The following is a 23,265-nucleotide window of genomic DNA, read 5'->3' on the forward strand; positions in this document are numbered from 1 at the left end:
GCCCGCGAAGGCGTCGGCACATCCAACATTGATGTTGCCTGTCCTACAGCCTTCGCGGGCAAGCCTCGCTCCTACACGGTGGCTATTTAGCGGCCGAAACGCGCCACACCTTGTTTCCCACATCATCGGCCACCAGCAAAGCGCCCTGCTGATCAATCACCACGCCTACGGGCCGACCCATGGCTTTTTCATCTTCGTTGAGGAAGCCTGTCAGTACATCAACCGGTTGGCCGGTCGGCTTGCCACCCGCGAACGGGACGAAAATCACTTTATAGCCACTGTGCGGCTTGCGATTCCAGGAGCCGTGCTGGCCGATGAAGGCGCCTTCCTTGAATTGCGCGGGAAGTGTGTTGCCCTCGGCAAACGACAGGCCCAGCGATGCGGTATGTGGGCCGACCGCATAATCCGGGGCAATGGCCTTGGCCACCAGATCTGGGTTTTGCGGCTCGACGCGGATATCGACGTGCTGGCCGTAGTAGCTGAAGGGCCAGCCATAGAACCCGCCGTCCTTCACTGACGTGATGTAGTCCGGCACCAGGTCGCTGCCGATTTCGTCGCGCTCATTGACCGCCGTCCACAGGGCGCCGGTCTGAGGTTCCCAGGCCAGGCCGTTCGGATTACGAATCCCCGAGGCGAAGATCCGGTGATTGCCGGTGGCGCGATCCACTTCCCAGATCGCCGCACGACCTTCCTCCTGATCCAGGCCGTTTTCGCCGACGTTGCTGTTGGAGCCGACGGTGACGTACAGCTTGCTCCCGTCCTTGCTGGCGATGACGTTTTTGGTCCAGTGGTGATTCAGCGTGCCGCCCGGCAGATCGACCACCTTGATCGGCTGCGACTTGATTGTGGTGTCGCCATTTTCATAATGAAAGCGCAGCAAGCGGTCGGTATCGGCGACGTACAGGTCATTGCCGACCAGGGTCATGCCGAAGGGCGAATTGAGGTTTTCCAGGAACACCGTGCGGGTTTCGGCGATGCCGTCGTGGTCCTTGTCCCGCAGCAGCGTGATGCGGTTGGGGCTAGGGACGCCGGCGCCGGCACGGCCCATGACTTTGCCCATCACCCAGCCGCGAATGCCTTTGCCGTCATCGGGTTTGGGAGGGGCATTGGTTTCCGCCACCAATACATCGCCGTTGGGCAGCACGTAGAGCCAGCGCGGGTGATCGAGCCCTTCGGCAAATGCCGCTACCTGAGTGCCTGCCGCAGCGGTGGGTTTTGCACCCTCCGGCCAGCCGATCGCCGGGGCGATATTCACCGTCGGGATCAGGGTCTTGTTCGGCTCGGGCAGCTTGGGTGACGGGCCGGTGCCGTCGGAGACTTGCAGGCTGGAGGTTTCACCACAGGCGGCGAGCCCTCCGGCGAGCGCGATGACGAGAACGAGCTGAGGCTTGCGCATGCTGGACTTCCCTATGAATGCATTGACTTAGTCATAGAGAAGCTTAGACGCGCGATGGTTCAACCGGTCAGCCGCGGGCTTCCTTGAGCAGCACGGCGATGCCGGGGTGATAGTGACCGGCTTCGTTGCGCAACTTGCGATAGGCGTACGGGAAATACCAGGCCACGGCGCAGCTGTGTTCCTTTTGCAGGTCGTCGACCATGTCCTGGAGTTCTTCCGGGGTCGCGCTCTGTTGGGCCTTTTGTGGCGCAACGAACAGGCAGCCGAGTTTCAGGTCGCTGGCGTAGCTGATGCGTTTGGCGTCGCTGGTGATGTCCTGCAGCGCCTGGCTCAGGTTCAGGCTGTTGACCTTCGGCCAGCGTTGAGTGGCCTGAAGGTAGGCGCGTTCTTCGGCGGTGGCGATAAACAGGTCGGCGCGGCTGTTGCGTTCGCCTTCTTCGTTCTGTTTACGGGTCGGCGTTTGTTGCAGCGTGACCATTTCCGCCATCCAGGCTGCGGCGCAGAGCAGGCCAAGGTTGGCTTTCTCGTCGTACCAATAAGGCGTGTCGTTATCGCCGCGCACGGCGTTAAAGCGGTCGATACAGTCAAACCAGCGTTCCAGCACCGGTCGCAGGAATTCCAGCTTCGGATTACTGATGATCATGCCTTGCATGTCGCTCGCCCTTGTAATTGTGTTGTTGGATTTATGGCGCTTTGATATCACTGCTGGCAGTATGGCGCAAGATTGACGTCAGGTTATTGATGGACGGCAGTCTATCGAGAATCCGTGCCCTGTCTTCAATTGACGCTCCCCCCCCAACCCTCTAACCTTCGCGGCTTGTTTCAGGTGCTCTGTGGCGACGCCGACAGAGTGAAACAGGGAAGCCGGTGAGTGACTCTCTTCAAGCGACGAAGAGTCATGATCCCGGCGCTGCCCCCGCAACGGTAAATGAGTAAAGACTGCGTCTTGAGCCACTGTGTCGACTGTCGATATGGGAAGGCGCGCAGTCAGGCGCAAGCCGCTCATGAGCCCGGAGACCGGCCTGATTCATCCAACGGCATCACGGTGGGCGATGCCAGGCTTCTTGCCGTCTATTCTTGTGCCTGCCCGCCGTTATCCAGCCTCAACGGAGAGCTCCCCATGACTGATTCCCCTGATCGTGACGAACGCCACCTGGCGCGCATGCAGCGCAAAAAAGCGGTGATCGACGAACGCATCGCCAACTCCCCGAACGAGTGCGGCCTGCTGCTGGTGCTGACCGGCAACGGCAAAGGCAAGAGCAGCTCGGCCTTCGGCATGCTCGCCCGGTCCATGGGCCACGGCATGCAGTGCGGCGTGGTGCAGTTCATCAAGGGCCGTAACAGCACCGGCGAAGAGCTGTTCTTCCGCCGTTTCCCGGAGCAGGTGCGTTTTCATGTGATGGGCGAGGGCTTCACTTGGGAAACCCAGGACCGCCAGCGTGACATCGCCGCCGCCGAGGCCGCATGGGCGGTGTCCCAGGAACTGCTGCGTGACCCGTCGATCGGTCTGGTGGTGCTGGATGAGTTGAACATCGCCCTCAAGCACGGCTACCTCGACCTCGATCAGGTACTCAGTGATTTGCAGGCGCGTCCGCCGATGCAACACGTGGTGGTCACCGGTCGCGGCGCCAAGCCAGAGATGATCGAACTGGCCGACACAGTCACCGAAATGGGCGTGATCAAGCACGCGTTTCAGGCCGGCATCAAAGCGCAAAAAGGCGTCGAGTTGTGAGCCGCACTTTATGAATAGCCATCGTCATTGCCCGGCGGTATTGATTGCCGCGCCGGCCTCCGGTCAGGGCAAGACCACCGTCACCGCCGCGCTGGCCCGTTTGCACCGCAATCAGGGGCGCAAGGTCCGCGTGTTCAAATGTGGCCCGGACTTTCTCGACCCGATGATTCTCGAACGCGCCAGCGGTGCGCCGGTGTATCAACTGGACATGTGGATGGTCGGCGAGCAGGAAAGTCGTCGTCTGTTATGGGAAGCGGCCGGGGAAGCCGACCTGATCCTGATAGAAGGCGTCATGGGCCTGTTCGACGGCACGCCGTCCAGCGCCGACCTGGCGCGGCACTTCGGTGTGCCGGTGCTCGGCGTGATCGACGGCACGGCGATGGCGCAGACCTTTGGTGCGTTGGCGTTGGGGCTGGCGAAGTATCAGCCGGACTTGCCGTTTGCCGGTGTACTGGCCAACCGCGTGGGCACGCTGCGTCATGCGCAATTGCTCGAAGGCAGCCTGACGGAAGGCTTGCGCTGGTACGGCGCCTTGTCGCGGGAAACCGCGATCGAATTGCCCAGTCGGCACCTCGGTCTGGTCCAGGCCAGCGAGTTGAATGATCTGGACCTGCGCCTCGATGCGGCGGCCGAATCGCTGGCCAGCAGTTGCGATGTGACGCTGCCGCCTGCCGTGGAGTTCGCCGGGCCCGACGTGATCGCCGCCGACCCTTTGCTTAAAGGCATCCGAATTGCCGTGGCCCGTGATGAAGCGTTTGCCTTCACCTACGGCGCGAGCCTGGACTTGCTGCGGGCCATGGGCGCCGAGCTGCTGTTCTTCTCGCCGATCCGCGATGCTGATCTACCGGAAGCTGACAGCCTTTATCTGCCGGGCGGTTATCCGGAACTGCACCATGTGGCGCTGTCACAGAACACCTCGATGCTCGACGCGATCCGCGCCCATCATGCAGCCGGCAAACCGTTGCTGGCCGAGTGCGGCGGGATGTTGTACCTGCTCGATTCGTTGACTGATGTCGAGGGAGCTCGCGCCGAACTGGTGGGCTTGCTCAAAGGTGATGCGGTGATGCAAAAGCGTCTGGCCGCGCTGGCGTTGCAAGCGGTTGAGTTGCCGGAAGGTTCACTGCGTGGGCACACCTATCACCATTCGTTGACCAGCACCGAACTTGAGCCGATTGCCCGTGGACTCAGTCCGAACGGCGGGCGTGGGGCGGAGGCGGTTTACCGTGAGGGGCGGATGACCGCCTCTTATGTGCATTTTTATTTTCCGTCCAATCCCACCGCAGTCGCCGCGCTTTTTGCGCCTGACCTTGATGCCGCCTTCGCGAGCAGGCCGAATCGTCGCACCGTCGCTCCTACAATGGGTCACCCAACCCCTGTGGGAGCGAGCCTGCTCGCGAAGAGGCCATGACCGACAACGCATTCTCCGAAGCCGAACGCGAAGCGGTCTACCGAGCCATCGCCGAACGTCGCGACATGCGCCACTTCAGCGGCGGCACCGTCGAGCCCGAGTTGTTGCGGCGTCTGCTCGAAGCCGCCCACCAGGCCCCGAGCGTCGGCCTGATGCAGCCCTGGCGCTTCATCCGCATCAGCGACCGGGCCCTGCGAGGCAACATCCAGCGACTGGTGGAAGAAGAACGCATCCGCACCGCCGAAGCCCTCGGCGAGCGCACTGACGAATTCATGAAGCTCAAGGTCGAAGGCATCAACGACTGCGCCGAGGTGTTGGTCGCCGCGCTCATGGACGATCGCGAGCGCCACATCTTCGGTCGTCGCACCTTGCCGGAAATGGACATGGCCTCGCTGTCCTGCGCGATCCAGAACCTCTGGCTGGCCTCCCGCGCCGAAGGTCTGGGCTTGGGCTGGGTGTCGCTGTTCGAACCGCAAGCGCTGGCGGACCTGCTGGGTTTGCCACCCGGGGCCAAGCCTTTGGCGGTTCTTTGCCTCGGCCCGGTCAAGGAATTCTATGCGGCGCCGATGCTGGTACTCGAAGGGTGGGCGCAGGCGCGTCCGCTCAGTGAGTTGCTGTATGAAAATTATTGGGGAGTGAGTCAATGAGTGTGGCGTTATTGAGTGTCGCCGCGGTTGCGCTGGACGCGCTGCTGGGTGAACCCAAACGCTGGCATCCGCTGGTGGCGTTCGGCCGTTTTGCCGACCGCATCGAGCAACGTTTCAACGGTGAAGGGCGTGGCTGGCGCAGCCATGGCGTCACCGCTTGGGTGATCGCGGTCGTGCCGCTGACCTTGCTCGCCACGGCTTTTTCCTGGGCGCCGTATGTGGGCTGGATTGTCGAGATTCTCGCGCTCTATTGCGCCCTCGGCATGCGTAGCCTCGGTGAGCACGTCGAGCCGGTGGCCAAGGCTTTGCGCAGCGATGATCTGGACGAAGCCCGCAAGCGCGTGGGTTATTTGGTCAGCCGTCAGACCAGTGAACTGGATCAAACCGAAGTGGCCCGTGCCGCCACTGAATCTGTCCTGGAGAACGGCAGCGACGCAGTATTTGCTGCGCTGTTCTGGTTTGCCGTGGCCGGTGCGCCCGGCGTGGTGCTCTATCGCTTGAGTAACACCCTCGATGCCATGTGGGGTTACCGCAACGAACGCTTCGAACGTTTCGGTTGGGCGGCGGCGAAGATCGACGATGTCCTCAACTACCTGCCTGCACGCCTGGTGGCGTTGACCTACGCGCTGCTGGGCAAAACCCGGCTGGCCTTGAAATGCTGGCGCACCCAGGGCCCGACCTGGGACAGCCCCAACGCCGGGCCCGTCATGGCGGCCGGTGCCGGTGCGCTCGGCGTCGAGTTGGGCGGGGCGGCGATCTATCACGGTGTGTTGCATCAGCGCCCGCAACTGGGCGAAGGCGTGCCGGCGGATGCCGATTCCATCGACCGTGGCTGGCAATTGGTTCAGCGCGGGGTATGGTTATGGCTGCTGATTCTCTGCGTGGGAGCTGAATTCTATGCTTGAGCACGGAGGTCGCTTGCGCAAGGCCGCGCTCGAATACGGCATTGCCGAAGCTGACTGGCTGGACCTGTCCAGCGGCCTCGCGCCGTGGCCATTCCCGATCCCGGACATTCCGTTGCGCGCCTGGGCGCGCTTGCCGGAAACCGATGATGGTCTGGAGCAGGCTGCTTGCGATTATTACGGCACCGGACAGGTGCTGCCGGTGGCCGGTTCGCAAATGGCCATCCAGTTACTGCCGCGTTTGCGTCGGGCCGGTAAGGTCGGCGTGCTGTCGCCGTGTTACGCCGAACACGCGCACGCTTGGCGCAGCAATGGTTACATCGTGCGCGAGGTGCTGGAGCAGGAAGTCGACTTCTATATCGACAGCCTCGACGTGCTGGTGGTGGTCAACCCGAACAACCCGACAGGTTTGAGCCTGAGCCCGAGTCGCTTGCTCGACTGGCATGCCCGACTGGCCTCGCGCGGCGGCTGGCTGGTGGTGGACGAAGCGTTCATGGATAACACGCCGGCGTTGAGCCTCGCGCCGTTTGCCCATCAGGTCGGCCTGATCGTGCTACGTTCCTTCGGCAAGTTTTTTGGCCTGGCGGGTGTGCGATTGGGCTTTGTGCTGGCTGAGCGCAAGCTGCTCAAACTGCTCGCAGAGCAGGTGGGCCCGTGGGCGGTCAGCGGGCCGACACGCGTGTTGGGCCAAGCCTGTTTGCTGGACACCGAAGGCCATGCAAGGCAGCGCGCGCGCAGCGAAGAGGCCGGCAAACGCCTGGCACTTTTGCTTGGGCAGTATGGTTTGCAGCCGCAGGGTGGCTGCGCCTTGTTTCAATGGCTGATGATCGAGCATGCCGAAGCGCTTCACGAGTTCATGGCCAGGCGCGGCATCTTGCTGCGGCTGTTCGCCCACAACAGCAGCGTGCGTTTCGGCTTGCCGGCGGATGAAGCCGATTGGCTGCGTCTTGAGCAAGCGCTTCAAGCCTTCGTAAAGGAAGCCCAATGACAACATTGATGGTGCAGGGCACCACCTCCGACGCCGGTAAAAGCACGCTGGTGACGGCGTTGTGTCGCTGGGTCACGCGTCAGGGCGTGCGCGTCGTGCCGTTCAAACCGCAGAACATGGCCCTCAACAGTGCCGTGACCGCCGACGGCGGCGAGATCGGCCGCGCCCAGGCGGTGCAGGCCCAGGCGGCCAACCTGGAACCGCACACTGACATGAATCCGGTGCTGCTCAAGCCCAACAGCGACACCGGCGCCCAGGTCATCATCCATGGTCGCGCGGTCACGACCATGAACGCGGTCGCCTATCACGACTACAAAGCCATCGCCATGCAAGCCGTACTGGCTTCCCATGAACGATTGAGCGCGGCGTATCCGGTGGTCATGGTCGAAGGCGCGGGCTCGCCGGCCGAGATCAATCTGCGTGCCGGCGACATTGCCAACATGGGCTTTGCCGAAGCGGTGGATTGTCCGGTGGTGTTGATCGCCGACATCAATCGCGGCGGGGTGTTCGCGCATCTGGTGGGCACGCTGGAACTGCTGTCGCCGAACGAGCAGGCGCGGGTCAAAGGCTTCATCATCAACCGTTTTCGCGGTGACCTCGCCTTGCTGCAACCCGGCCTCGATTGGCTGGAAGCGCGCACCGGCAAACCGGTGATCGGCGTGCTGCCGTATGTGATGGATTTGCACCTGGAAGCCGAGGACGGCATCGATCAGCGCCAGGCCGACAAGGCTGAACGCGTGCTCAAAGTGCTGGTGCCGGTGCTGCCGCGCATCAGCAACCACACCGATTTCGATCCGCTGCGCCTGCATCCGCAAGTCGACCTGCAATTCATCGGCCCCGGCCAGGCAATCCCGCCGGCTGATCTGATCATTCTTCCCGGCTCGAAAAGTGTGCGCAGTGATCTTGCTTACCTGCGGGCCAATGGTTGGGACACGGCCATCAATCGCCATCTTCGTTATGGCGGAAAAGTGCTGGGGATTTGCGGCGGTCTGCAAATGCTCGGTGAGCAGGTGCACGATCCGCTGGGCCTCGAAGGCGCGCCGGGTTCCAGTGCTGGCCTGGGCTTGCTGGCGTTCGAAACACAGCTCGAAGAAGAGAAGCAATTGCGCAATGTGCGCGGTCGTCTGGCGCTGGAGGATGCGCAGGTCAGTGGCTATGAAATCCATGCCGGGGTGACCACCGGGCCAGCGCTGGAAAACGCTGCGGTGCAGCTGGACGATGGTCGCTGCGATGGCGCGCAAAGTGTTGACGGGCAGATTTTCGGCACCTACTTGCATGGCCTGTTTGAATCCCCGGCGGCGTGCAGTGCGCTGCTGCGCTGGGCGGGTTTGCAGGAGGTGCAGGACGTGGATTACCACGGGTTGCGCGAGCGGGATATCGAACGGTTGGCGGATCTGGTGGAGAAGCATTTGGATACCGCGTTGTTGCGTGAGCTCTGCGGTTTTTGAGAGGACGCTTTCGCGGGTAAGCCTCGCTCCTACAAGGTCAAGAGCGGCTCAGCCCCGAAGGAGCGAGGCTTGTCCGCGAATAGGCCAGCAGCTACACCGCATATTTAAGGAATGAACCATGCTGCAACTGATCCTCGGCGGCGCCCGCTCCGGCAAAAGCCGACTGGCTGAAAAACTTGCGTTAGACAGTCACCTCCAAGTGACTTACATCGCCACCAGCCAACCGCTGGACGGTGAAATGAACGAACGGGTCGCCCATCATCGGGCCCGTCGTCCAGCCGAATGGGCGTTGATCGAAGAGCCAATCGAACTCGCCCGCGTATTGCGCGAAAGCGCCCGCGCCGAGCGTTGCCTGCTGGTGGATTGCCTGACCCTGTGGATGACCAATCTGCTGATGCTCGACGACGCCAAACGTCTCGACGCTGAACGCGAAGCCCTGTTGGACTGCCTGGCCTCCTTGCCGGGTGAAATCATTTTTGTCAGCAACGAGACCGGAATGGGTGTCGTGCCGCTGGGCGAATTGACTCGCCGCTATGTCGATGAAGCCGGTTGGCTGCATCAAGCCTTGGCCGAGCGCTGCCAACGAGTCGTCCTGACCGTCGCCGGCCTGCCCCTGACTTTGAAAGGAACCGCGTTATGACTCAATCCTGGTGGCTGAACCCGTGCAAGCCGATCGACGCGCAAGCCGTCGAGCAGGCGCAGGCACGTCAACAGCAACTGACCAAACCCGCTGGCTCCCTTGGCCGACTGGAATCGGTGGCCGTGCAAATGGCGGGGCTGCAAGGGCAGGTCAAACCGAGTCTCGATCAGCTGTGGATTGCCATTTTTGCCGGCGATCATGGTGTGGTTGCAGAAGGCGTTTCGGCGTTCCCTCAGGAAGTCACCGGGCAGATGCTGCACAACTTCGTCAGCGGCGGTGCAGCGATCAGCGTGTTGGCGCGCCAGCTCGGGGCTTCCCTCGAAGTGGTCGACCTCGGCACGGTAACGCCGTCGTTGAATTTGCCAGGCGTGCGTCACCTCAATATCGGCGCGGGCACCGCCAATTTCGTCGAAAGCCCGGCCATGACGGCTACCCAGGGTGAACTCGCCTTGCAGGCTGGTCGCGACAGCGTGCAACGTGCGGTCGCCAATGGCGCGCAGCTGTTCATCGGCGGCGAGATGGGCATCGGCAACACCACGGCGGCCAGCGCGCTGGCCTGTGCCTTGCTCGATTGCCCGGTGGTGCATCTGGCCGGGCCGGGCACCGGTTTGAACGCGGCGGGGGTCAGCCACAAAGCCCAAGTCATCGAGCGTGCCCTGGCATTACACGGTGCTCAGCGCGGTGATGCGTTGCAAACCCTGTTCAATATCGGCGGTTTTGAGATTGCGGCGCTGGTCGGCGCGTATCTGGCGTGCGCCCAGGAGGGCGTTGCGGTGCTGGTGGACGGCTTTATCTGCAGCGTCGCCGCGTTGGTGGCGGTGCGCTTGAACCCTGGCTGCCGCGAGTGGCTGTTGTTCGGCCATCGCGGTGCCGAGCCGGGTCATCGTCATGTACTGGAAACCCTCAATGCCGAGCCGCTGTTGGATCTGGGGCTGCGTCTGGGCGAGGGCAGTGGCGCCGCGTTGGCCGTGCCGTTGCTGCGTCTGGCCTGCGATCTTCACGGGCAGATGGCAACCTTCGCCGAAGCGGCGGTGGCGGATCGTCCGGCATGACGTTGCGACTGGATCTTCTGCGCCACGGGGAAACCGAACTGGGCGGCGGTTTGCGCGGCAGCCTCGACGATGCGCTGACCGACAAGGGCTGGGCGCAGATGCGCGCGGCGGTGGTCGAGCAAGGGCCATGGGATCGGTTGATCAGTTCGCCGCTGCAACGATGTGCGCGGTTTGCGCATGAGCTCGGTGCGCAGTTGGAATTGCCTGTGCACCTGGACAAGGATCTGCAAGAACTGCATTTCGGTGCCTGGGAAGGGCAGAGCGCGGCGGCGCTGATGGAGACTGACGCCGAGGGGTTGGGGCTGTTCTGGGCCGATCCGTATGCCTTTACGCCGCCGGGAGGTGAGCCGGTGGAGGATTTCTCAACGCGGGTGCTGGCGGCGGTAGCGCGTCTGCACGCGGCGTATGCGGGTGAACGGATCTTGCTGATCAGTCATGGCGGTGTCATGCGTTTGTTGCTGGCTCAGGCACGTGGTTTGCCCCGTGAGCAGTTGCTGAATGTCGAGGTCGGGCATGGCTCGCTGTTTTCGTTGAGCGTCGAGTCAGGCGTCCTCCTCAAGGAAGCGATCTGACCATGCTGCCCTTCTGGATCGCCCTGCAATTTCTCAGCAGTTTGCCGATTCGTCTGCCAGGCATGCCGGCGCCTCAGGAACTGGGTCGGTCGCTGCTGTTTTATCCGCTGGTGGGGCTGCTGTTCGGCGCGCTGTTATGGGCACTGAACTGGCTGCTACTGGGCACGCCTTTGTTGCTTCACGCCGCGCTGCTGCTGAGCGCTTGGGTATTGCTCAGCGGCGCGTTGCACCTCGACGGTCTGGCCGATAGCGCCGATGCGTGGCTCGGGGGCTTCGGCGACCGCGAGCGCACGCTGACCATCATGAAAGACCCGCGCAGCGGACCGATTGCGGTGGTGACGCTGGTGTTGGTGTTGCTGCTCAAATTCGCCGCGTTGCTGGCGTTGATCGAGCAGCAGCACAGTCTTTTTCTGATGATCGTTCCGCTGATTGGCCGCAGCGCGATGCTGGGATTGTTCCTGACCACGCCGTATGTGCGTGCCGGCGGGTTGGGGCAGGCGCTGGCGGATCATTTGCCGCGTTTGGCGGGTAAGCGGGTGCTGGCAGTCAGCGCGTTGGCGTGTGTGCTGATCGCAGGGTTCAGTGGTGTCTGGGCGCTTGTGCTGGCGGGGGTGATGTTCGTTTGGTTGCGGCAGGTGATGCTGCGGCGATTGGGCGGGACGACGGGCGATACGGCCGGGGCGATGCTGGAATTGCTGGAGATGGTGGTGCTGGTGGGATGGGCGTTGGTCTGATGGTTTGTGGGCAGGATGTGCCGGCCTCATCGCGAGCAGACTCGCTCCCACATTGATGGCGTCTTACATAAATTTAACGTCCACTGAAGATCCACTGTGGGAGCGAGCCTGCTCGCGAAGGCGGTCGACCAAGCACCTCGAATATTTATCAATGAACCCATCTGTAACTTGATTTAACACACTCGCGGGTATATACACGCACCATGCTCGATTCCCAATGTTTATGCATCAACCTGCGTCGCGCCGCCCGTGGCGTCAGCAGGCATTACGACGGCGCTCTCGATGGCTTCGGGATCAACGTTGCCCAATATTCTTTGCTGTGCAATCTGCAGCGTCTGAATGAACCGAGTATTTCCACCCTGGCCGAAGCCATGGGGCTGGACCGCAGCACCCTGGGGCGCAATCTTCGGGTGCTGGAAGGTGAGGGCCTGGTGGCGCTGGTCGAGGGTGAGGACATGCGTAATCGCATTGTCCGGCTGACCGAGGCGGGCGCAGCTCGCCTGGCCGCGGCCTTGCCTGCGTGGGAGGCGGCGCAGCAGCGGCTGGTCGATCGTCTGGGCGCCGAAAAACGCGAAACCTTGTTGCGACTGCTGGACGAACTGGCGTGATGCCGGTTTTTCCGATCTTAAGCGGGTATATACCCGCTACCGGAGAATAAGAATGACCTCGATGTGGCGTACATGCGGTTGGGTGTTGGTGGGGAGTGCGCTGATCCTGGCATTGTCGTTGGGCGTGCGACACGGCTTCGGGCTGTTCCTGGCACCGATGAGTGCCGAATTCGGCTGGGGGCGTGAGACGTTCGCTTTTGCCATCGCCCTGCAAAACCTGATCTGGGGTCTGGCGCAGCCGTTCACCGGCGCGCTGGCCGACCGCTTTGGCGCGGCGAAAGTGGTGTTGGTCGGCGGAGTGCTCTACGCGTTGGGCCTGGTGTTCATGGGCTTGTCCGACTCGGCGGTGACGTTGTCCCTGAGTGCGGGCCTGTTGATCGGCATCGGCCTGTCGGGCACTTCGTTCTCGGTGATCCTTGGCGTGGTAGGTCGCGCCGTGCCCCCGGAGAAACGCAGTATGGGCATGGGCCTCGCCAGCGCTGCCGGCTCTTTCGGTCAGTTCGCCATGTTGCCCGGTACGCTGGGGCTGATCGGCTGGCTGGGCTGGTCCGCGGCATTGCTGGTCCTGGGCCTGCTGGTGGCGCTGATTATCCCGCTGGTGAGCATGCTCAAGGACAAACCGCTGCCAGTGCTCGGCCATGAACAAACCCTCTCTGAAGCGCTGCGGGAAGCCTGCTCCCATTCGGGGTTCTGGCTGTTGGCGTTCGGCTTTTTTGTCTGCGGTTTCCAGGTGGTGTTCATCGGCGTGCATTTGCCGGCGTATCTGGTGGATCAGCACCTTCCGGCCACAGTGGGCACCACGGTGCTGGCGCTGATCGGGCTGTTCAATATCTTCGGCACCTACACCGCAGGATGGCTCGGCGGTCGCATGTCCAAGCCGCGCTTGCTCACCGGTCTGTACCTGCTGCGGGCGGTGGTGATTGCGCTGTTTCTGTGGGCGCCGGTGACCACGACTACCGCGTACCTGTTCGGCATGGCGATGGGCTTCCTGTGGTTGTCGACCGTGCCATTGACCAACGGCACCGTGGCGACCTTGTTTGGCGTGCGAAACCTGTCCATGCTCGGCGGGATTGTTTTCCTCTTCCACCAGCTCGGTTCGTTCCTCGGCGGCTGGTTGGGTGGCGTGGTGTATGACCGAACCGGGAGCTATGACTTGATCTGGCAAGTAGCGATTCTCTTGAGTCTGTTGGCCGCCGCCCTGAACTGGCCGGTGCGTGAGCAGCCGGTGGCGCGTCTGCAAACCCGGTTGAGTGCGATATGAACCGTCTCTGGCCGCTAGTGGCGGTGGTCGCTGTCGGTGCCTTGCTGCTGGCCTTGGCCTGGTGGGGCTGGCATCAGGGCGGATTGGCGCTGATGCAGTTGGGCATGGGCGCTTGCTAGGAACAGGCGAGGGCGAGTAACTTCGTTTGTGACCATTAATAAGGATGCACCGACATGCTGATGCGCTGGATTGCAGTCCCCGCGTTGCTGGTGGCGTTTACCGGATTGGCACAAGCGGCCGAGTGCCCGGAGCTGTTGCAGGGCTCGTTGCCCAAGCTGCGCGCCAAGGAATCCATCGACCTGTGCCAGCGGTTTGAGGGTAAGCCGCTGGTGGTGGTCAATACCGCAAGCTTCTGTGGCTTTGCCCCACAGTTCAAAAGCCTTGAGGCTCTGAATCAGCGTTACAAGGATCAGGGGCTGGAGGTGATCGGCGTTCCGTCCAATGACTTCAAGCAGGAGTCCAAGGACGGCGCTGAGACCGCCAAGGTCTGCTACGTGAACTATGGGGTGACGTTCACCATGACCGAGCCGCAGAAAGTCCGCGGCGATGACGCGACTCACCTGTTCAAGGTCCTCGCCAAACAGACCAGCGCGCCGAAGTGGAATTTCTACAAATACGTGGTCGATCGCAAAGGCAAGGTGATCGCCAATTTCTCCAGCCTGACCAAGCCCGACGATCCCGAGTTCATTGCCGCGGTGGAAAAAGCCCTGGCCTCGCAACCCTGATTGAACGCCCATGAAAAAGCCCCGCCTCTGTACAAGAGAGCGGGGCTTTTTTGATTCAGGCGGCGAGCGTTTCAGGCTCGCCGGGCTTCATCAGAAGCGGTAGGTCGCGCCTACGCCGAAACCATTCGCATAGTTTTCATACTTGGCGTTGTAGTTCTGGCCACGGTCGTTGCTGTTGGTGACCTTGACCGACTCTTCACGCAGGTACGAGTACGCTACGTCGATGGTCAGGTCGTCGGTCGGGCTCCAGCCGGCGCCCACGCTGAAAATCTTGCGATCGCCCGTCGGGATGCGTGGGGAACGGTCGACGTTGTTGGTCGGCGCCTGGTCGAAGGACAGACCGGTACGCAATACCCATTGCTTGTTCAACTGGTAGGACGCGCCGATGGCGTGAGCCCAGGTGTCGTGCCAGTTCTGTTCTTCGGTGATGGTCCCGAACTGACCGTTCAGGATGGCCGGAACACCTTTGTTATCGACGGTGATTTCTTTCAGGCGGCTCCAGCGCGTCCAGGTGCTGCCTGCGTACAGTGTCCACTGGTCGTCCAGCTTATGAGTCACCGAGAAGTCCACCGATTCAGGCGTGGTCAGGTCCAGCGAGGCGTCGTACTTCTGGCTTGGGTTCTGGCCGACCAGGCCCAGGACGTTGTAGTTGACCTTGGTGTCACCCTCGAGCTTGTACTTCACTTTCGAGTGGTAGGTCAGGCCGACGCGAGTGCTGTCGGTGGCTTGCACCAGAACACCGATGTTGTAGCCCAGTGCGGTGTCATCACCCTTGATCTTGACCTTGCCGTCCGGTGCGGCCTGGGTAATCGACAGGTTCGATTCCAGGGTGCCGTCGATGCGGTTGATGGTCGGGCCGAAACCGATGGAGACCTTGTCGTTGAAGGCGTAGCTGACAGTCGGTTGCAGGGTGATGATCTTGACTTCGCTTTTGCTGCCGAAGTAACGGCCGGCGAAGCCGTTCTCGTAGTCGGTCACCAGGCCGAATGGCGCGTACATGCCGATACCGAAAGCCCAGTGGTCGTCGATTGGCTTGACGTAGTAGCCCATAGGCACGGCGATGAACGGAACCATGTCGCCGTCGTTGCTGCCGCTGTTCGGGCTTGAGCTGGCGTGGCTGATGTCAGTGTGTGCGTCGAGAAATGCAGCACCGCCGGTGACTTGTTCGCGCTTGAGGCGGGACATGCCGGCAGGGTTGCCAAAAATTGTGCTTGCGTCATCGGCAGAGGAAGATCGCCCGGCAAAACCTGTACCCATCCCGCTGATGCTCTGTTCGTTGATGGCGAAGCCACTTGCGAAAATCTGGGTGGATGCCAAGGTAACAGCGAGGCTAAGTGTGGTTTTGAGCATTACTTTTTTCATTATTAGAACTCCTGGTGATCACCGGGGCGAAAATTACCAACATTTTCGTCCCAGCGCTATAGGCTGTATCGCTTGAGTTAGAGCGGTTTTGTAGGACAATCCGACCAGATTCGCGTCCCGTTGCGGGATCTTTGGAAATCGGTGGATCAGCAGGCAACCTGATTCAGGGGTGAAACACAGGTTTGCCAAGCGTAGGTGAAATCGCGCAGGCGTCCTTGAGGTTGAAAAGTCTGGCGCCAGATTCGGGCCATACCCAACAAGTCATCCGCGGCGGGGAGGGGAGTGTTCTGTTCTTCTACCAGCAGCCAGGCGATGGCAGTGGCGTAACGCAGGTTGACGATCAATTCCAGATGAGGCCCGCTGAGAAAGGCATGCTGACTGGCGAGGCCGCGCACGAGGCTCGCGCGCTCCGGGTCCAGCGCCAGGTAGTGATCCCAGAGAGCCTGGTGGCGGGGTTCGGCAATTCGGTACAGGCCGTGTCCACGGCGGTCATGCAGGGCGGAACCAAGGGCTGACTGGCTGGCGGCAATGCCCAGCAGAAGGGATTCGGCAGTTGCGCTATGGCGCCCGAGGTAAATCAATGTCGGACGGATCACATAACGGCACAGTTCGCTGGCAGCGATACCCATAAAGCCCTCGAAACATCAAATGGGCGGCGATACCTGAAGGGAGCGTTGGCAGCAGGTGGATCGACTCAGGCTCGCCGGAAGCGGATCAAGCCGCTTGAGTTGAAGTGTAGTGTCATATTCGCGCTGTAAAGGCCTGTTTTTAAAATATTTCCGGCTTCGAGTTATAACCGTTATATCGTTTGGAACTTAGTCGAAGGCTGCGCAATGAGAAATATCGGGCAATAAAAAGCCCCGCTTTTTGAGCAGGGCTTTTGAGGTTTTCAGTCTTTCTGGCGTATCAGGCAACCAGTGCCTGACGGGTACGCTCGATCACGGCCTGCAGCGGTTCTGCGCTGGAGTATTGATCGGGGTACAGGCGTTCGCTGTGACGAGCGATGCCGTGTTCGTTGACCAGGGTGAAGCTGAAGCAGCCTTTGCGAGCGGCCATGATCAGGCAGTTCATTGGAGCAAAAGCGTTGGTTAGGGTGCGAATTGCATCCTGAGTGTGGATTTGAGTAGTCATGATTGGGTGTTCCTACAAGCGACACGGATAAGAGCCGTGCAAAATTAAAACGTTCCAGTGACGACGACCACCATTGGTCGAACGAAGAACCCGACTGGAACAAAGCAGCCAGTTTGAAGCGCTGATAATTGGCGCGCTTGGGCTGGCAGGTAGGTACTTAGGAGGGCAGGCAACACATCAAGGGCAAAGGTTCTGGGCCCGGGGTGAAGATCCTGATCAATTTGCAGGCTGGTTCGGTCAGAGTAAGTGAGCTTCGCAACACCCTTTGCATTCGATTCAAAGGCAGTGTTGGCGCAAGGTTTACCTGGAAACCATCGAGGTGGTCGATCCCGCTTGTTCGGTAGAGGCTTCCGTTGGGAAGGCTGACCGGGAGGATTTGTTCGACCAGAATTGACTTTCAGCTTGGTACTAACGCCGCGGATAGTAACGAATTGAATGGGCGAAGGGAAGCGTTAAAGCAAAATAATTGCCATGCCCTGCTGACACGCTGGGTAATGGGATCATTTCCGACCATTGGTCGTCGCTCGGGCAAACGCCTGGACCAAGGGTTTGCCAAGGTTATCCCCAGAAAATGCCTCCAATACGCTCCGATAAAACGCATCGATATAACTGCCGCGAAGGTACTTGTGCACATAAGTTGCGCAGACTGTAACCGGACTGTCATCCACGCCACGACCCCAGTGGGTGCCTGTATTGAAAATTTAAGTCAATGAAAAACATCGCTTTTTTTTACTGGTGAAAAAATCGTCAGTTTGACTGCGAGCCCCATTCCACAGGGCTTTGCGCGAGTTCAAGGGCGGTTGTCCACTGAGTTATCCACAGCTTCTGTGGATTGTCCCGAGCGCTTGCTCTAGGACGGGCGTGCCGGGTTTTTTTAGGCTTTACCTGTAAGAAAAAAAGAGTAGAGTGGCGCGCCTTCCGATCTGCCCCACAGTGCTTTATGAAGTTTCGCTCCGTATCAGTTTCTGCTACCTCAACACCTCCCAGTGTTACCCCTCCCAAACGCTTTTCGATGCGCGTGGCGGAGTGGCTGCTCGATAGCCCGCGCCTGGGTGAAAACACCAACGTCAAACATTTCGCCGGACGCTTGCTCAAACAGCCTGCCCGTGAAGGCGTGGTGGCCGCGCAAAGTCGTCTCGGCCAGCTGATGTGCCGCGAATGCGGCAATGCCCGCGATCGCCGCATTGGTCAGGATCTGTTGCGCCAGGCGGCGCGGGCAGGGGACCGGCGTGCTCAACAGGAACTGGGCCTGGTCGAAGACTGAGCTGTCCAAGTCCTGACGCCTTGGTTACCCTTCAAGCTTTATCTCATCGGCAGGAGTCGCTATGGCTATGGACTTGACCAGCATTTTGCTGGGTCTGGCGGGTGCCGCACTGCCCTTGCTGGTACTGGCCTGGCAAATCCAGCGTCGGGCGAGCGTGGGGCAAGCCGAGGTGGCTTTGCTGGAAGAGCGTCTGGCCATGTCGCTACTGGCGCAGGACGGCTTGAACGCTCAGCTCGAAGCCTGCCGCGATGAAATCGGTGATCTTGGCCAGGCCAACGCCGCCAAGCAGGCAGAGCTGGCCGCCATGCGCCGCGAAATCGAACTGCTACAGATAGAGCGCGACGATGCCCGCGATGCGGCTCACGCCTGGAACATCGAGCGCGCCGGCAAAGAAGCCGAACTGCGGCGTCTGGACTCTCAAGCGGCCTCGCTCCAGGCCGAGCTGCGTGAGCAGCAGGACAGCCATCAACAACGCCTCAACGACCTGCAAGGCTCGCGTGACGAGCTGCGAGCGCAATTCGCCGAACTGGCGGGCAAGATCTTCGACGAGCGCGAGCAGCGTTTCGCCGAAACCAGCCAGCAGCGCCTGGGCCAGTTGCTCGATCCTTTGAAAGAACGCATTCAGTCTTTCGAAAAGCGCGTTGAGGAAAGCTATCAGGCCGAGGCCCGTGAACGGTTTTCCCTGGCCAAAGAGCTGGAACGCCTGCAGCAACTGAACCTGCGCCTGAGCGACGAAGCCACCAACCTCACTCGTGCGTTGAAAGGGCAGAAAACCCAAGGCAACTGGGGCGAGTTGATTCTCGAGCGCGTGCTTGAACACGCCGGGCTGGAAAAGGGTCGCGAGTACCAGACTCAGGTCACTCTCAAGGGGCCGGACGGTGAGCGTTTCCAGCCGGACGTGATCATTTATCTACCGGGCGACAAGCAGGTGGTGGTCGATTCCAAGGTCAGCCTCACGGCCTATCAGCAATACGTGTCAGCCGACGACGATGCTATCGGCCAGATCGCCATCAAGCAGCACGTGCTGTCGCTGCGCAATCACGTCAAAGGCCTGTCAGGTAAGGATTACAAGCGACTCGACGGCTTGCACAGCCTGGATTTCGTCTTGCTTTTCGTGCCGATCGAAGCGGCGTTCTCCGCTGCGTTGCAGGCTGAGCCGACGCTGTTCCAGGAAGCCTTCGACCGCAACATCGTCATCGTCAGTCCGACCACGTTGCTGGCGACCCTGCGGGTCATCGACAGCCTGTGGAAGCAAGAGCGCCAGAGCCAGAACGCCCGGGAAATTGCCGAGCGCGCCGGGTGGCTGTACGACAAGTTCGTGTTGTTCATCCAGGACCTGGATGAAGTCGGCAATCGCTTGCAGCAACTGGACAAGGCCTACAGCTCTGCGCGCAACAAGCTGACAGAAGGGCGCGGCAACCTGGTCAGTCGCAGTGAGCAGTTGAAGCTGCTGGGAGCGCGCGCCAGCAAGAGCATGCCGGCTGATCTGCTGGAGCGAGCGATGACCGACGTCGATGGCTTGGCCGAGTTGCCTGAATAGCTGAAAGCATCGCAAGCAGGCTCGCCTCCACAGGGTTTTGTATGTCCACTCGATGTAGGCAACAACACCGATCCACCGTGGGAGCGAGCCTGCTCGCGAAGGCGTCGGTTCAATCACTACGGGATTAAAACCTGCCCTTACAGCGGCAAATGCCGGCTCAACAACGCCCGCAACGCCGCCGGTTTCACCGGTTTGGCCAAGTACTCCAGGCCCGCCGCATGCACCTGGGCCACCGTCTCCGGCCGGCCATCGGCACTGATCACCACTCCCGGCACCGGCTCACCCAGTTGGGTTCGTAACCACGCCATCAACTCGGTCCCGGTCTCGCCATGGTCCAGGTGGTAATCCACCAGCGCCAATTGCGGGCGTACACCGTCCTTCAGCAGCGCCGCACATTCGTCGCGGTTGCGTGCGGTCCAGACCTGGCAACCCCAGCGTGTCAGCAGGCTGTTCATGCCGATCAGGATGCTGTCTTCGTTATCGATACACAGCACCTGCGCGCCGCTCAGCACATGGCCATTGAGCTCGCTGACCTGGGTTGGCGCGACGACTTGAGCCCGCGCCAGCGGCACGCTGACGCTGAACACACTGCCGCGCCCCGGCCAGGACCTTACACGCAAAGTGTGACCCAAAACGCGACACAGCCCGTCGGCAATCGCCAGCCCCAGTCCCAGGCCTTTCTCGGCGCGCGTCTGGTGGCTGTCGAGGCGTTTGAATTCTTCGAAAATCACTAGCTGCTTGTCTTCAGGGATTCCCGGTCCACGGTCCCACACCTCCAGGCACAACTCGCCCTTGCGCCGCCGGACGCCGAGCAGCACGGGCCCCTTGGCGTAGCGAAACGCATTGGTCAGGAAATTCTGCAGGATCCGACGCAGCAGTTTGATGTCGCTGTCGATCCGTAATGTGCTGCCCCGAACACGGAATTTCAGCCCTTGTTCCTGAGCCAGCGCCTTGAACTCGGCACCGAGCGCATCGAACAACTCGTTGAGCACGAAGGGTTTGGGGTCCGGATTGATCTTGCCGTTCTCCAAGCGGGAAATATCCAGAAGATCGCTGATCAGGTCCTCGGCCGAGCGCAACGAGCTGTCGAGGTGATGCACCAGTTTCTGCGCCTCGCTGGACAGACCGTCCTCTTGATGGGAAAGCGCGGCGGAGAACAGGCGTGCGGCATTCAGCGGTTGCATCAAGTCATGGCTGACCGCCGCCAGAAAGCGGGTTTTCGACTGGTTGGCCGATTCGGCGGTGCCCTTGGCTTCGGTCAAGGCCACGTTCAGTTGGGACAGTTCGTGGGTTCGCGCGGTGACCCGCTGCTCCAGGCCTTCGTTGGCTTCGGTCAGCGCCTGCTCGGCCTCACGGAACGCGGTGATGTCCGTGAAACTCATGACGAAACCGCCGCCGGGCATCGGGTTGCCGATCAGCTCGATCACACGCCCGTTGGGAAACAGTCTTTCAGAGGTGTGGGCGCGGCCCTGACGCATCCAGTGCAGGCGGCGGGCGACGTGCACTTCGGCTTCACCGGGGCCGCACAGTCCGCGCTCGGCGTTGTAGCGAATGATGTCGGCAATCGGGCGGCCAAGCCTGATCAGCCCGTCGGGGTAATTGAACAGTTCCAGATAACGCCGGTTCCAGGCCACCAGTTTCAGCGACTGGTCGACCACGCTGATGCCTTGAGTGATGTTTTCGATGGCGCCTTGCAACAGGGCGCGGTTGAACTGCAACACTTCCGAGGCTTCGTCGGCGATCCGCACGACATCCTCCAGTTGCATTTCCCGACCTTCGATGGCGGCCTTGACTACCGCTCGCGTCGAAGAAGCGCCGAGTACACCCGCCAGCAAGCGTTCGGTGTGGGCGATCCATTCACCGTCGGCGTTCTGGTTCGGGTTGAAGCCTTTGCCTTGGCGGTAGGCAAAACGGATGAAGCTCTGCCGCGCCCGTTCTTCACCGACGAAGCGTGCGGCCAGTTGCAGCAAGTCGTCGATCTGCACTGCGAGCATCGAGCGGGCGCTGGGGCGCGCGCTGATTTCCTGACCGATGAAACGACCGGCCTGCCAGTGCTCCGACACCCTCGTGCGTGACAGCACCGACACCCAGGCGAACAGCGTGAAGTTGGCCGCCAGCGACAGTACGACGCCTTGGGTCAGCGGGGTGAGCGGCAGGTTCAGCGGGTTGCTGTGCAACCAGGCCAGCCCCGGGAAACTGTTCAAGGACAAACCGAGGCTGTGGGCCGCGATCGGCAGAATCAGGGTGTAGAACCAGAGGAATGTCCCGGCGGCGAGACCGGCGAACACGCCCCGGCGGTTAGCCTGTTTCCAGTACAGCGCGCCGAGCATGGCCGGGGCCAGTTGGGTCACGGCGGCGAAGGCGATCTGGCCGATGGTCGCCAGGCTCGCTGTGGAGCCGAGCAGGCGATAACTGACGTAAGCCAGCAACAGAATCACCACGATGCTGACCCGGCGCACCGACAGCATCCACTGGCGGAACACTTCGAACGGTCGCTCGGCGTTGTTTCGGCGCAGCAGCCACGGCAGCAACATGTCGTTGGAAACCATGGTCGACAGCGCCACGCTGGCGACAATCACCATGCCGGTCGCCGCCGAGGCGCCACCGATAAAGGCCAGCATCGCCAGAGCCGGATGGGCTTGGGCCAGTGGCAGGCTGATGACGAAAGAGTCCGGGAGGACCGAGCTGGGCAGCAGCATCTGGCCGGCGAGGGCGATAGGCACGACAAACAGCGCTGCCAGCGCCAGGTAGGCAGGGAACACCCATTTCGCCAGGCGCAAATCCTGAGGGTCGATGTTTTCCACCACCGTCACGTGGAACTGCCGGGGCAGGCAGATGATCGCCATCATGGCCACGCCGGTCTGCACCACCATCGACGGCCAGTTAATGGTTTCCTTCCAGTACGCCTCCAGGCGCGGGGCGAGCATGGCCTGGTTGAACAGGTCGTCGAATCCGTCGTACAGGCCGTAAGTCACGAACGCGCCGACCGCGAGAAACGCGAACAGCTTGACCAGCGATTCAAAGGCAATCGCCAGCACCATGCCACGGTGGTGTTCCGTGGCGTCGAGGTTGCGGGTACCGAAGACAATGGTGAACAGCGCCAGCACCAGCGACACGATCAGCGCCGTGTCCTGGGCGCGGGTGCCCATGGCGTCGGCACCGGCGCCGATCAGCAGGTTCACCCCGAGGACGATGCCCTTGAGTTGCAGCGCAATGTAGGGCAACACGCCCACCAGGCAGATCAGCGCCACCACCACCGCCAGCGATTGGGATTTGCCATAGCGGGCGGCAATGAAGTCGGCGATGGAGGTGATGTTCTCCTGCTTGCTGATCATCACCATTTTTTGCAGGACCCACGGCGCGCAGACCAGCAGCAGGATCGGCCCGAGGTAAATTGGCAGGAATGACCAGAGTTGCTCGGCGGCCTGGCCGACGGCGCCAAAGAAGGTCCAGCTGGTGCAATAGACCGCCAGCGACAGGCTGTATACCCAGGCGCGCACTCGCGGCGGCAACGGTGTGCTGCGACGGTCGCCGTAAAAGGCGATGGCGAACATGATGGCCATATAGGCCAGGGCGACGGCGGCGATCAGCCCGCTGGACAGCGACATGGGAACTCCCGACAAAAGACACCCGGGACTCCCGCCCGGTCAGACAGTCTCGCACGATGGCCGGGGATAGTCAGTGTCGACCAAGGTCGTGGCGTGGTGGGGTGTCGCAGGGTGTTTGTCAGTTGGATTTTTAGTGTTTGTGCTGGCCTCTTCGCGGGCAAGTCGGGTCGCCGCATCTCACGCTCCTACAGGTTATGTGTCGTTTACATAATCTGCGAACGACAAAAAAGCCTGTAGGAGCGTGAGA

22 protein-coding genes and 1 riboswitch are annotated in these 23,265 nt (G+C 61.3%); of the genes, 16 read left to right on the forward strand and 6 right to left on the reverse strand.

Annotated elements, in window-relative coordinates; genetic code table 11:
- Positions 1-82: 82 nt before the first annotated feature.
- Complete coding sequence (locus tag QMX98_RS18505; RefSeq protein ID WP_282411197.1) at positions 83-1,396, reverse strand: sorbosone dehydrogenase family protein; 1,314 nt, start codon at positions 1,394-1,396, stop codon at positions 83-85.
- 67 nt (positions 1,397-1,463) lie between these two features.
- Complete coding sequence (locus QMX98_RS18510; protein ID WP_077749786.1) at positions 1,464-2,048, reverse strand: hypothetical protein; 585 nt, start codon at positions 2,046-2,048, stop codon at positions 1,464-1,466.
- Between the two features lie 155 nt (positions 2,049-2,203).
- Positions 2,204-2,437, forward strand: a riboswitch (cobalamin riboswitch).
- A 79-nt stretch (positions 2,438-2,516) separates the two neighbouring features.
- Here QMX98_RS18510 and cobO point away from each other — a divergent pair.
- The 14 genes from cobO to QMX98_RS18580 all read left to right on the forward strand — a co-directional run bounded on the left by cobO (position 2,517) and on the right by QMX98_RS18580 (position 14,113).
- Positions 2,517-3,128: a cob(I)yrinic acid a,c-diamide adenosyltransferase gene (gene cobO / locus QMX98_RS18515; RefSeq protein WP_010456792.1), complete on the forward strand. Its 612-nt coding sequence runs from the start codon at positions 2,517-2,519 to the stop codon at positions 3,126-3,128.
- Between the two features lie 10 nt (positions 3,129-3,138).
- Positions 3,139-4,536 carry a cobyrinate a,c-diamide synthase gene (locus QMX98_RS18520; protein ID WP_282411198.1) on the forward strand — a complete coding sequence of 466 codons (1,398 nt, stop codon included), beginning with the start codon at positions 3,139-3,141 and terminating at the stop codon, positions 4,534-4,536.
- The gene (gene bluB / locus QMX98_RS18525; protein ID WP_154912296.1) at positions 4,533-5,183 is read left to right on the forward strand and encodes a 5,6-dimethylbenzimidazole synthase; all 651 of its coding nucleotides are present in this window, start codon (positions 4,533-4,535) and stop codon (positions 5,181-5,183) included. The genes QMX98_RS18520 and bluB overlap by 4 nt, the downstream gene beginning before the upstream one ends.
- Positions 5,180-6,088, forward strand: coding sequence for an adenosylcobinamide-phosphate synthase CbiB (cbiB, locus tag QMX98_RS18530; RefSeq protein WP_282411199.1), 909 nt, complete (start codon positions 5,180-5,182; stop codon positions 6,086-6,088). The genes bluB and cbiB overlap by 4 nt, the downstream gene beginning before the upstream one ends.
- The gene (gene cobD / locus QMX98_RS18535) at positions 6,081-7,073 is read left to right on the forward strand and encodes a threonine-phosphate decarboxylase CobD (RefSeq protein WP_083376019.1); all 993 of its coding nucleotides are present in this window, start codon (positions 6,081-6,083) and stop codon (positions 7,071-7,073) included. The genes cbiB and cobD overlap by 8 nt, the downstream gene beginning before the upstream one ends.
- Positions 7,070-8,521, forward strand: a complete 1,452-nt coding sequence (locus QMX98_RS18540) for a cobyric acid synthase (protein ID WP_282411200.1) — start codon at positions 7,070-7,072, stop codon at positions 8,519-8,521. Before cobD ends, QMX98_RS18540 begins: the two co-directional genes overlap by 4 nt.
- A 118-nt stretch (positions 8,522-8,639) precedes the next feature.
- Positions 8,640-9,161: a bifunctional adenosylcobinamide kinase/adenosylcobinamide-phosphate guanylyltransferase gene (cobU, locus tag QMX98_RS18545; RefSeq protein ID WP_010456782.1), complete on the forward strand. Its 522-nt coding sequence runs from the start codon at positions 8,640-8,642 to the stop codon at positions 9,159-9,161.
- Positions 9,158-10,213 (forward strand): nicotinate-nucleotide--dimethylbenzimidazole phosphoribosyltransferase, encoded by a 1,056-nt coding sequence (gene cobT / locus QMX98_RS18550; protein ID WP_102595113.1) that lies wholly within the window; start codon positions 9,158-9,160, stop codon positions 10,211-10,213. The genes cobU and cobT overlap by 4 nt, the downstream gene beginning before the upstream one ends.
- Positions 10,210-10,785, forward strand: coding sequence for an alpha-ribazole phosphatase family protein (gene cobC / locus QMX98_RS18555; RefSeq protein ID WP_282411201.1), 576 nt, complete (start codon positions 10,210-10,212; stop codon positions 10,783-10,785). Before cobT ends, cobC begins: the two co-directional genes overlap by 4 nt.
- Positions 10,786-10,787: 2 nt before the next feature.
- Positions 10,788-11,519: an adenosylcobinamide-GDP ribazoletransferase gene (locus QMX98_RS18560; protein WP_010456779.1), complete on the forward strand. Its 732-nt coding sequence runs from the start codon at positions 10,788-10,790 to the stop codon at positions 11,517-11,519.
- 203 nt (positions 11,520-11,722) lie between these two features.
- A complete protein-coding gene (locus tag QMX98_RS18565) occupies positions 11,723-12,127 on the forward strand; it encodes a MarR family transcriptional regulator (protein ID WP_010456776.1) in 405 nt (134 codons plus the stop codon).
- A gap of 52 nt (positions 12,128-12,179) precedes the next feature.
- The gene (locus QMX98_RS18570) at positions 12,180-13,388 is read left to right on the forward strand and encodes an MFS transporter (RefSeq protein WP_102595109.1); all 1,209 of its coding nucleotides are present in this window, start codon (positions 12,180-12,182) and stop codon (positions 13,386-13,388) included.
- On the forward strand, positions 13,385-13,507 hold the full coding sequence (locus tag QMX98_RS18575) for a hypothetical protein (protein WP_282411202.1): 123 nt from the start codon (positions 13,385-13,387) through the stop codon (positions 13,505-13,507). The genes QMX98_RS18570 and QMX98_RS18575 overlap by 4 nt, the downstream gene beginning before the upstream one ends.
- A gap of 54 nt (positions 13,508-13,561) precedes the next feature.
- Complete coding sequence (locus QMX98_RS18580; protein WP_010456770.1) at positions 13,562-14,113, forward strand: redoxin domain-containing protein; 552 nt, start codon at positions 13,562-13,564, stop codon at positions 14,111-14,113.
- Between the two features lie 90 nt (positions 14,114-14,203).
- Here QMX98_RS18580 and QMX98_RS18585 read toward each other — a convergent pair whose 3' ends face one another.
- The 3 genes from QMX98_RS18585 to QMX98_RS18595 all read right to left on the reverse strand — a co-directional run bounded on the left by QMX98_RS18585 (position 14,204) and on the right by QMX98_RS18595 (position 16,606).
- Positions 14,204-15,475, reverse strand: a complete 1,272-nt coding sequence (locus QMX98_RS18585; protein ID WP_282411203.1) for an outer membrane protein transport protein — start codon at positions 15,473-15,475, stop codon at positions 14,204-14,206.
- Between the two features lie 146 nt (positions 15,476-15,621).
- Positions 15,622-16,104, reverse strand: coding sequence for a hypothetical protein (locus QMX98_RS18590; protein ID WP_010456766.1), 483 nt, complete (start codon positions 16,102-16,104; stop codon positions 15,622-15,624).
- 277 nt (positions 16,105-16,381) lie between these two features.
- The gene (locus QMX98_RS18595; RefSeq protein WP_008031832.1) at positions 16,382-16,606 is read right to left on the reverse strand and encodes a hypothetical protein; all 225 of its coding nucleotides are present in this window, start codon (positions 16,604-16,606) and stop codon (positions 16,382-16,384) included.
- A gap of 940 nt (positions 16,607-17,546) precedes the next feature.
- On the opposite strand from QMX98_RS18595, the gene QMX98_RS18600 reads away from it, so the two are divergent.
- On the forward strand, positions 17,547-17,870 hold the full coding sequence (locus QMX98_RS18600) for a sel1 repeat family protein (RefSeq protein ID WP_077749798.1): 324 nt from the start codon (positions 17,547-17,549) through the stop codon (positions 17,868-17,870).
- 175 nt (positions 17,871-18,045) lie between these two features.
- Positions 18,046-19,410, forward strand: coding sequence for a DNA recombination protein RmuC (gene rmuC, locus QMX98_RS18605; protein WP_282411204.1), 1,365 nt, complete (start codon positions 18,046-18,048; stop codon positions 19,408-19,410).
- A gap of 137 nt (positions 19,411-19,547) precedes the next feature.
- On the opposite strand, the gene QMX98_RS18610 is transcribed toward rmuC, so the two are convergent.
- Positions 19,548-23,018, reverse strand: a complete 3,471-nt coding sequence (locus QMX98_RS18610) for a hybrid sensor histidine kinase/response regulator (protein ID WP_077749800.1) — start codon at positions 23,016-23,018, stop codon at positions 19,548-19,550.
- Positions 23,019-23,265: the final 247 nt, after the last annotated feature.

The sequence above is a fragment of the Pseudomonas sp. PS02303 genome, from assembly GCF_029959925.1.
GTDB classification, from domain to species: Bacteria; Pseudomonadota; Gammaproteobacteria; order Pseudomonadales; family Pseudomonadaceae; genus Aquipseudomonas; species Aquipseudomonas mandelii.

Bases quoted from the DNA above. Each gene is read 5' to 3' on its own strand.
- cobT (WP_102595113.1), top strand. From the start codon at position 9,158: ATGACTCAATCCTGGTGGCTGAACCCGTGCAAGCCGATCGACGCGCAA.
- cobU (WP_010456782.1), top strand. From the start codon at position 8,640: ATGCTGCAACTGATCCTCGGCGGCGCCCGCTCCGGCAAAAGCCGACTG.
- QMX98_RS18560 (WP_010456779.1), top strand. From the start codon at position 10,788: ATGCTGCCCTTCTGGATCGCCCTGCAATTTCTCAGCAGTTTGCCGATT.
- cobD (WP_083376019.1), top strand. From the start codon at position 6,081: ATGCTTGAGCACGGAGGTCGCTTGCGCAAGGCCGCGCTCGAATACGGC.
- QMX98_RS18520 (WP_282411198.1), top strand. From the start codon at position 3,139: ATGAATAGCCATCGTCATTGCCCGGCGGTATTGATTGCCGCGCCGGCC.
- QMX98_RS18610 (WP_077749800.1), bottom strand. From the start codon at position 23,018: ATGTCGCTGTCCAGCGGGCTGATCGCCGCCGTCGCCCTGGCCTATATG.
- QMX98_RS18580 (WP_010456770.1), top strand. From the start codon at position 13,562: ATGCTGATGCGCTGGATTGCAGTCCCCGCGTTGCTGGTGGCGTTTACC.
- QMX98_RS18585 (WP_282411203.1), bottom strand. From the start codon at position 15,475: ATGAAAAAAGTAATGCTCAAAACCACACTTAGCCTCGCTGTTACCTTG.
- cbiB (WP_282411199.1), top strand. From the start codon at position 5,180: ATGAGTGTGGCGTTATTGAGTGTCGCCGCGGTTGCGCTGGACGCGCTG.
- QMX98_RS18575 (WP_282411202.1), top strand. From the start codon at position 13,385: ATGAACCGTCTCTGGCCGCTAGTGGCGGTGGTCGCTGTCGGTGCCTTG.
- QMX98_RS18510 (WP_077749786.1), bottom strand. From the start codon at position 2,048: ATGCAAGGCATGATCATCAGTAATCCGAAGCTGGAATTCCTGCGACCG.
- QMX98_RS18540 (WP_282411200.1), top strand. From the start codon at position 7,070: ATGACAACATTGATGGTGCAGGGCACCACCTCCGACGCCGGTAAAAGC.
- QMX98_RS18565 (WP_010456776.1), top strand. From the start codon at position 11,723: ATGCTCGATTCCCAATGTTTATGCATCAACCTGCGTCGCGCCGCCCGT.
- QMX98_RS18600 (WP_077749798.1), top strand. From the start codon at position 17,547: ATGAAGTTTCGCTCCGTATCAGTTTCTGCTACCTCAACACCTCCCAGT.
- bluB (WP_154912296.1), top strand. From the start codon at position 4,533: ATGACCGACAACGCATTCTCCGAAGCCGAACGCGAAGCGGTCTACCGA.
- QMX98_RS18590 (WP_010456766.1), bottom strand. From the start codon at position 16,104: ATGGGTATCGCTGCCAGCGAACTGTGCCGTTATGTGATCCGTCCGACA.
- QMX98_RS18570 (WP_102595109.1), top strand. From the start codon at position 12,180: ATGACCTCGATGTGGCGTACATGCGGTTGGGTGTTGGTGGGGAGTGCG.
- cobC (WP_282411201.1), top strand. From the start codon at position 10,210: ATGACGTTGCGACTGGATCTTCTGCGCCACGGGGAAACCGAACTGGGC.
- QMX98_RS18595 (WP_008031832.1), bottom strand. From the start codon at position 16,606: ATGACTACTCAAATCCACACTCAGGATGCAATTCGCACCCTAACCAAC.
- cobO (WP_010456792.1), top strand. From the start codon at position 2,517: ATGACTGATTCCCCTGATCGTGACGAACGCCACCTGGCGCGCATGCAG.
- QMX98_RS18505 (WP_282411197.1), bottom strand. From the start codon at position 1,396: ATGCGCAAGCCTCAGCTCGTTCTCGTCATCGCGCTCGCCGGAGGGCTC.